8 protein-coding genes and 1 pseudogene are annotated in these 7,489 nt (G+C 62.6%); 3 read left to right on the top strand and 6 right to left on the bottom strand.

All coding sequences use genetic code 11. The annotated features are described in order from the left end of the window. Positions 1-707 (top strand): carbamate kinase (locus tag EOA29_RS19220; protein WP_127221291.1); only part of this gene is annotated, 707 nt, incomplete at its 5' end. Between the two features lie 119 nt (positions 708-826). Further along, positions 827-2,077, top strand: coding sequence for an MFS transporter (locus EOA29_RS19215; RefSeq protein ID WP_126092034.1), 1,251 nt, complete (start codon positions 827-829; stop codon positions 2,075-2,077). Between the two features lie 41 nt (positions 2,078-2,118). Here EOA29_RS19215 and EOA29_RS19210 read toward each other — a convergent pair whose 3' ends face one another. Both EOA29_RS19210 and EOA29_RS19205 read right to left on the bottom strand, forming a co-directional pair. Further along, complete coding sequence (locus tag EOA29_RS19210) at positions 2,119-3,039, bottom strand: alpha/beta hydrolase (protein WP_245464945.1); 921 nt, start codon at positions 3,037-3,039, stop codon at positions 2,119-2,121. A 146-nt stretch (positions 3,040-3,185) separates the two neighbouring features. Next, on the bottom strand, positions 3,186-3,695 hold the full coding sequence (locus tag EOA29_RS19205; protein ID WP_126092032.1) for a hydrolase: 510 nt from the start codon (positions 3,693-3,695) through the stop codon (positions 3,186-3,188). 151 nt (positions 3,696-3,846) lie between these two features. On the opposite strand from EOA29_RS19205, the gene groL reads away from it, so the two are divergent. Next, complete coding sequence (gene groL / locus EOA29_RS19200; protein ID WP_126092031.1) at positions 3,847-5,469, top strand: chaperonin GroEL; 1,623 nt, start codon at positions 3,847-3,849, stop codon at positions 5,467-5,469. A gap of 101 nt (positions 5,470-5,570) precedes the next feature. Here the strand turns inward: groL and EOA29_RS19195 are convergent, their stop codons facing one another. The 4 genes and pseudogenes from EOA29_RS19195 to EOA29_RS41515 all read right to left on the bottom strand — a co-directional run. After that, entirely contained in the window at positions 5,571-5,804 is a 234-nt protein-coding gene (locus tag EOA29_RS19195) for a hypothetical protein (RefSeq protein WP_189350537.1), read from the bottom strand. A 241-nt stretch (positions 5,805-6,045) separates the two neighbouring features. Next, complete coding sequence (locus EOA29_RS19190; protein WP_126092030.1) at positions 6,046-6,471, bottom strand: DUF3775 domain-containing protein; 426 nt, start codon at positions 6,469-6,471, stop codon at positions 6,046-6,048. 63 nt (positions 6,472-6,534) lie between these two features. Then, positions 6,535-6,861 carry a cytochrome c gene (locus tag EOA29_RS19185; RefSeq protein ID WP_126095759.1) on the bottom strand — a complete coding sequence of 109 codons (327 nt, stop codon included), beginning with the start codon at positions 6,859-6,861 and terminating at the stop codon, positions 6,535-6,537. 62 nt (positions 6,862-6,923) lie between these two features. Continuing rightward, positions 6,924-7,489, bottom strand: a pseudogene (locus EOA29_RS41515) (poly-beta-hydroxybutyrate polymerase); the annotation flags it as partial.

Here is a 7,489-nt window from a genome sequence, read left to right as displayed (position 1 = left end):
AGGCGTTCCCATTGGATGTCCTCGGCGCCGAGAGCGCCGGCATGATCGGCTATGTCATCGAACAGGAGCTTGGCAACCTCCTCAAGGACAGGCTGTTCGCGACATTGCTGACGCAAGTGAAGGTGGACCCCCGCGATCCGGCCTTCGCCCATCCGACGAAACCGATAGGCCCCGTCTATGACGAAGCGACCGCGCGACGGTTTGCCGCGAACCGCGGCTGGAAAATTGCGCCCGATGGCGACAAGTGGCGCCGCGTCGTGCCCTCGCCGCGGCCACTCGAGATTCTGGAAGCATCGGTGATCTCGTTCCTTGTCGAGCGCGGCGTCATCGTCATTTGCACGGGCGGCGGCGGCGTCCCGGTCATAGCCAGGGACGACGGCAGCCTTTGCGGCGTAGAGGCCGTCATCGACAAGGACCTGGCGAGTTCGCTTCTCGCGCGTCAATTGAAGGCCGACATGCTGCTCATGCTGACTGACGTCGACGCGGTCTATCTCGATTACGGCACGCCCGCTGCCCGCGCGCTTCGTCGGGTCGTCGCGGCAGAGATATCCGCGCGGGAGTTTCCGGCCGGCTCGATGGGTCCCAAGGTCAGCGCCGCGATCGGGTTCGTCGAAGCTACCGGCAAGCCTGCCGCGATCGGCAAGCTCGACGACGCCCTGGCAATCGTCAAGGGCGAGCGCGGCACGACTATCACAACGGGACCCTGACCGCCCTCGCCTGAAGTCGTTCAAAGATGTGACGCGCTTTTGAGGGCCAATCTCGATGGACAGCGCCGTCGCCGGTTCGCTACGCTGAGCATGACCGATGTCGACCTGCCGAGGGGGTCATGGAACAGTTCGAGCAAACCACCCCCGTCCGCCTGAGGACCATCCCAGCGGAGATTTGGGCGCTGGGCTTCGTCTCGCTGCTGATGGACGTCTCGTCGGAGATGATCCACGCCTTGCTGCCGATCTATCTCGTCACCGTCATGGGCGCATCGATGGTGACCGTCGGCACCATCGAAGGCATTGCCGAAGCGACGGCCGCCATCACCAAGGTTTTTTCGGGCGCGCTGTCGGATTGGCTGGGAAAACGCAAGCTGCTGGCGGTGATCGGTTACGGCCTCGCCGCCCTCACCAAGCCGGTATTCCCGCTGGCTTCTTCGGTCGGCTGGCTTGTGGCGGCTCGCTTTGTCGACCGTGTCGGCAAGGGCATTCGCGGCGCCCCGCGCGATGCCCTGATTGCCGACATCGCCCCGGCTCATGCGCGCGGCGCCAGTTTCGGGCTTCGCCAAGCGCTCGACACGGTGGGCGCGTTTGTCGGACCGCTCCTGGCGATTGCCCTGATGTGGCTGACCGCCAATCAGTTTCGGACCGTGTTCTGGGTCGCGGTGGTTCCTGGCCTTCTGGCGGTCGTGCTGCTGGTCGCAGCCGTGCATGAGCCAGCTCGGCCCGCCGGCCTGCGTGAGGTGCGTGCTCCCTTGAGCATGTCCGAGCTCAGGCGCCTGGGGTCGCCCTTCTGGCTGGTTGTCTGCGTCGCCACCGTGTTCACATTGGCCAGGTTCAGCGAAGCGTTTCTCATACTGCGCGCGCAGGGGATGGGTTTGCCGATCGTGCTCGTCCCGCTGGTGCTCGTCGTCATGAACGTGGTCTACTCGCTTGCAGCCTATCCGGCCGGCGTGCTCTCCGATCGCGTCAATCGACTGACGATGCTCATTCTCGGCTTCCTGATCCTCATTGCCGCGGACATCGTGCTGGCGTTTCCCGGAAATCTGGCCGGCGTGGCGCTCGGCGTGGGCCTCTGGGGCCTGCATCTGGGGTTCACACAAGGACTTCTGGCAACGCTCGTCGCCGATACGGCCCCGCCGGAACTGAGAGGCACCGCCTTCGGGATGTTCAACCTGTCGAGCGGCCTCGCGCTGCTGGCCGCCAGCCTGCTGGCGGGCGCGCTCTGGGATCTTTTCGGACCGCTGATGACCTTCCTGGCGGGCGCCGGCTTCACGGCGCTGGCGCTCCTTGGCCTTGGCCTGGTCCGTTGGCTGATGCCGACCCTCGGGCGCAATGGGAAAGCGGAAGAAGGCGCGGTGTCCGGCTCCTGACGCTGATACTGAGCAACCGTGTCGCTGTCCGGGCTATCGGATCACGGTATCACGCCCGCTCCCTCCAAGAACACGCGGACTGCTTTGCGAACCTGCTGCGCCTGTCCGACCAAGAGATGTCCACCGGTGTCGTAGACGACCAGCTTTGCGCCGGGGATCCTACCCGCCGCGAATTCGGCTGCCGGCAGCGTGTTGAACAGGTCGTCGCGCGCGGAGATGATCATTGTCGGTGCAGTGATTTCTTCCAACGGTAGTTCATGCAGCTCGGGGGCGCTGTCGATATTGATTCCGGAAAAACGCAGCGACAACGGTTCGACGCTTCTGACGAAGCTCATGACGCGGTCCCTCTCGGCCTGGGGCGCGGCCGTTACCAGCGCCGGTCGAACGCCGAGAAACCGAATGAGTACCGACGGTGCGATAGTCTCGGCGGCCCACCAGGCGAAATCGCCGCCGGCGTTGACAGCCCAGAACGCGAACCTGTTGCCGCGGCCCACGTCGATCGAGACCGGACTGGTGGGCGAATAAAGGGCTGGGACGATCAGAATGAGAGCAGCGACCTTGTCAGGGTGCCGGAGTGTCAGCTCGACCGCTGAACGGGCGCCGGCCGAAACGCCGACAACAACCGCTTTGGGGACGTTCAGTCTGGAGAGCAACGCCGCGTGCGCATCGCCCTGCGCGGCTGGAGAGGGGTCTCGCGGAACGGGCGTGCGCAGATAGCCGAAGCGCGACGGCGCGATGACCCGAAAGCCCCCACCCGCTAGATCGGCAGCAAGGGCGAGGCCTTGGTCAAAGCCGCCGCCGGCGCCGTGGATCGACAGCAGCGGGCTGCCCGCGCCGCTGTCGGCGTATTCGATCGGCCCGATGTCGAGGTTGGCGACCAGGCTGCCTTGGCTGACGGCGTCGCGTAGACGACCAAGCTCGTTCCTGTAAAGGAAGAAAGCCACACTGGTCGTGGTCGCCATGGCGATCAGCGTGACCAGCAAGAAACCGCCAATTCGACTCATTGCGAAAGCTCCTCCAAGGGATGAGCGAAGATTGACCCGCATCACCTGGAAGCAAATGGATATCTCAATCCCTTGAGTGATCGCAACGCGTTGACCTGCGGGTGCTAAGCCACGGCGGCAACGCCAACGACATAGTTCTTGCCATAGGCCTTGGCGCATTTCGGGCATGTCGTATAGAAGAAATAGACGTCGCCCGGTTCCGATTTTCGGTTGCGTACGATCTGCCGCATCTCCTCGTGCCACTGCCTTGCCTGACTGTAGGGGCCTTCGAACACTTTCGTCAGAAAGTCGCCGCTCAGCGTCGTCATCTCTTCGCCGGCAACCGATTTCGTGACCGAGAACAGATGCTCGCCGCTCCAGAGCGAAATATCCCGGCTGAGCACGATGAACCGATCCGTGTCCGAGGCTTCCGCTTCGTCGATATGCTTGTTAACGCGGGCGAACACGTCACCCATGTTCAGCGGGATATGCATGACGGAGCGGGTGGTCGCTCTCAGAAAACGCTTGTCCTTGAAGTGCAGTTCCTGAGCGTCCCAGCCTTCGGGATTGAATTTGGGGCAGCAGCCGGTGGTGTTGACGCTGGCATCGTATCGGGGCGTTTCATTCGTCTGCATGATCGTTCCCTTGATCGGATCGGCACCATCCAGCAGGTGACGCGCCCGTCGTCATTGATCCTCGTCAACAAGGAACGCATTTGATGCGCATCAAGGCCGATCAAAGGGATGACTGTTAGCTGGAACGAGCCGGCAGACTTGGGAGATGGTCATGGCTCACAAACAGGTATTGTTCCGCTCGGCGGCGCGCGAAAAGATCCTCCGCGGCGCCACCCAGCTTGCCGACGCCGTGCGTGTGACGCTCGGTCCACGCTCGAAGTCGGTTCTGATCGAGAAGAAATGGGGCGCGCCTATCGTCTGCAACGACGGGGTCACGATCGCCAAGGAATTCGACCTGAAGGACCCGGAAGAAAATCTCGGCGCGCGGATGCTGAGACAGGCGGCCGAAAAGACGGGCGACATGGTGGGTGACGGAACGAGCACCGCGACCATCCTTGCCCATGCCATGTTCGCCGACGGCGTGCGCAATGTCGTCGCGGGCGCGAGCGCTATCGACATCAAGCGCGGTCTCGATCGTGCGACGAAGCGCGTCATCGAAACGCTCAAACAGATATCGCGGCCGGTCTCGACCCGGCGCGAGAAGGAACAGGTGGCGACGATCTCCGCCCACAACGATCCGCTGATCGGCGAACTGGTCGGCGAGGCCATGGAGAAGGTCGGTGGCGAAGGCGTCATCACGGTCGAGGAATCGAAGACCACCGAAACGGTCCTCGATGTGGTCGAAGGCATGCAGTTCGACCGCGGCTTCCTGTCCCCCTACTTCGTGACCGACACCGAAAAGATGGAGGCGGTGCTGGAAGACGCGCTCGTGCTCATCGTCGAAAAGAAGATCTCTTCGCTCAACGACCTGATCAAGCTGCTCGAGGCCGTGGCGAAATCAGGATCGCCACTGCTTGTGATCGCGGAGGATGTCGAGGGTGAGGCGCTGGCCACGCTGATCGTCAATCAGATCCGCGGCACGTTCAAGAACTGCGCCGTGAAGGCGCCGGGCTTCGGCGACCGTCGCAAGGCCATGCTGCAGGACATCGCCATCCTGACGGGCGGGCAGGTCATTTCAGAGGATATCGGCCTCAAGCTCGAAAACGTGACCATGGCGCAATTGGGACGCGCGAAGCGCGTGGTCGTCGACAAGGACAACACCACCATCATCGGCGGTGGCGGTGAGCAGAAGACCATCAAGGGCCGCGTCGAGCAAATACGGCGAGAGATCAGCGATACGACCAGCGACTACGACCGGGAGAAGCTTCAGGAGCGGCTGGCCAAGCTCGCCGGCGGCGTGGCCGTCATCAAGGTCGGCGCGCCGACCGAGGCCGAGATGAAATCCAAGAAGGAGGCGCTCGACGACGCCATCAGCGCCACCAAGGCCGCTGTCGCGGAGGGCATAGTGCCTGGCGGCGGACTGGCCCTGTTGCGCTGCATCGGTACGGTCACGGAGGAGGAAGCGCGTTGCGAAGGCGACGAACGCACCGGCGTCCAGATCCTCAAGCGCGCTCTCGAAGTGCCTGTGCGCCAGATCGCCGAGAATTCGGCTGTCGACGGCGGCGTGGTCGTCGCCAGGATGATCGAGGGCAAGGGTAATTTCGGCTTCGACGCCGGCCGCAAGGAATATGTCGACCTCGTCGAAGCTGGCATCATCGATCCTACCAAGGTGGTGCGGATCGCGCTCGAGAACGCCGCCTCCGTCGCCAGCGTCCTGCTCCTGACGGAAGCGACCATGACCGAGATTCCGGAGCCGGCAAAGGAGCGCCCGCTTGAACCGGAAATGTCGATGTAGCGACAAACCGGGAAGGTCCCGATATCGTTGCGGCAGTCGATATCGCGACACCGTGGCTTGGAATGTCTTACAGAATATAGCTGAAAGCCAAGGCGGTCAGCTCACGCGCTCAGCAGTCCTCGCGAGCGATATTTGAGAAATTCAAGCGAACAAACCAGACCAAGCCGGCCGCCAGCGCCAGACAAGGCATTCGGAACGTCCGGGATGTCGACGTTGATGACCGCGGCATCCAACGTGGCGCCGAGTTGCCTCGCCACCGCCACCGCGTTCGACGCAACCTTCGGCCCCTGCGGGTCCGGATAAGTCGGCAAGAACAGGGACGCCAACAACTGCATTTGCTTGTCTCCCTCAATGTTACGCCTACTGGCGACGCCGATATCGGTGCATCTCGCGACGCTTGGCTGTTGTCCTCGTTATCGCGTGCGGCGTCCAAGGCGCGCATCCGGTCAAGCCATCGCAGGCACTGCGCTCCGCTCACTGCATCCGCGTCCGAAAATCGATAGGCGCACCGGCTTCATGAGGTCCGTAAATCAGCACGATCGAGAGTTTCGTGCCTTGATGCGCGTCAAGATCGGTTCACTCGGGGCAAGACAGGCCGAGAGCATCAAGGCCCGCTTCGAGGTGATCGCCGAGAAGCGGGTTGCCGCAGAGATAGCCGGCCGTGTGTTTGTTGTGGGCGTAGGCGGCCTGCTGGCGGACCTCTTCCCAATCGGCCGCCTCACCGTCATCCCTGCCGAGCCACATCAACGCCACGAGGTCGATCTGCTCATCGATGGAGAGCTCCGAGATCAGCGAACCAAGCTCCTCACGCACAGGATCGTCATCATGATCCTGAAGCACTGCAATCTCATTGTCGTCCGTGGGATTGGACCCCGCGTCAGGCTCGGTAACGGCAACCTTGACGTCGAATTCATGTGCCTTGGCGACTATGAAGCAGACTTTCCGGACGGCAATTGCCAGTTCAGGCGTCTCGGCGTCCTCACTTCCGATTCCGCGTTTCATCCGACATCTCCTCTTCGTCCTCAGCGCTTCCCTCTCATGAAATGCAGGTCTGGATGGCCTTCATCATCGATCGAGGCTCCCGATGTAGGCGATGATGGCCTCGATCTGGTCGGGAGTTGCCACGAACTCGGGCATGTCCGGGTGGCCGGTGGAGATTCCCTCGGCCAGGGCTTCCTGCAAGTCTTCGATCGGGTAGCGGCGATGCAATGAACGAAACGGCGGTGCATCAGGGTGGGTGCTTGCGCCAGCCGCACCGACCGCGTGACAACGCGCGCAGTTTGCTTCGACCAGCCTCTTGCCATAGGCGATCTGCGAACTGTCGCCCGCCCAGGCAGGCAATGCGAAGGCGACTGCGAACGACAAGATCTGGAGCGCTATTCGACGTTTCATATGCGCAGAATACGCCGCGAACGGACGCTGAACCTTGACCTGGCTCAAACTGCCGAAACGCACTATCGTTCAAGGACATACGCACCGGGCGCCGCGCAAATCGCCTTCAAGTCGCCTGCGGCGCCGGACCGGTCGGCTGCAACCTCACGACCGGAGTGCCACGCCAGCCATTCCACCCAGGCCGGCCACCAGGAGCCATATGTCACGGTCGCGTTATTCGCCCATTCATCCGCGTCCGGACGGATATCCGCGTGGCGGCAACTGAGCCGCCGGTAGGAACGGCCCGGGTGGCCGAGCTCGGAAACGATGCCCGCATTGTGTCCACCGCTTGTCAGAACGAAGTCGATGTCGGTGTCGAGCAGGTAAGTCAGTTTGAATACCGAACGCCACGGCGCAACGTGATCCGTCTCGGTGCCGACCGCGAACACCGGCGATCGAATGTCTTCCAGATGGATGGGTCTGCCCCCGACACGAAAATGCCCCTCGACAAGATCGTTGTCCAGATAAAGCTGCCGCAAATATTCCGACTGCATACGGAACGGCATCCGGGTTGAATCGGCGTTCCAGGCCATGAGGTCGGTCATCGGAGCGCGTTGGCCGAGCAGGTATTCGCGCACGATGCGTGACC

This window comes from Mesorhizobium sp. M1E.F.Ca.ET.063.01.1.1 (assembly GCF_003998155.1).
Lineage (GTDB): Bacteria > Pseudomonadota > Alphaproteobacteria > Rhizobiales > Rhizobiaceae > Mesorhizobium.
Note: the sequence above shows the minus strand (reverse complement) of the source record. Positions and strands in the feature narration are given on the sequence as shown.

Excerpts from the sequence above, each read along its gene's own strand:
- EOA29_RS19215 (WP_126092034.1), top strand. The coding sequence starts at position 827 with ATGGAACAGTTCGAGCAAACCACCCCCGTCCGCCTGAGGACCATCCCA.
- EOA29_RS19210 (WP_245464945.1), bottom strand. The coding sequence starts at position 3,039 with ATGGCGACCACGACCAGTGTGGCTTTCTTCCTTTACAGGAACGAGCTT.
- EOA29_RS19205 (WP_126092032.1), bottom strand. The coding sequence starts at position 3,695 with ATGCAGACGAATGAAACGCCCCGATACGATGCCAGCGTCAACACCACC.
- groL (WP_126092031.1), top strand. The coding sequence starts at position 3,847 with ATGGCTCACAAACAGGTATTGTTCCGCTCGGCGGCGCGCGAAAAGATC.
- EOA29_RS19195 (WP_189350537.1), bottom strand. The coding sequence starts at position 5,804 with ATGCAGTTGTTGGCGTCCCTGTTCTTGCCGACTTATCCGGACCCGCAG.
- EOA29_RS19190 (WP_126092030.1), bottom strand. The coding sequence starts at position 6,471 with ATGAAACGCGGAATCGGAAGTGAGGACGCCGAGACGCCTGAACTGGCA.
- EOA29_RS19185 (WP_126095759.1), bottom strand. The coding sequence starts at position 6,861 with ATGAAACGTCGAATAGCGCTCCAGATCTTGTCGTTCGCAGTCGCCTTC.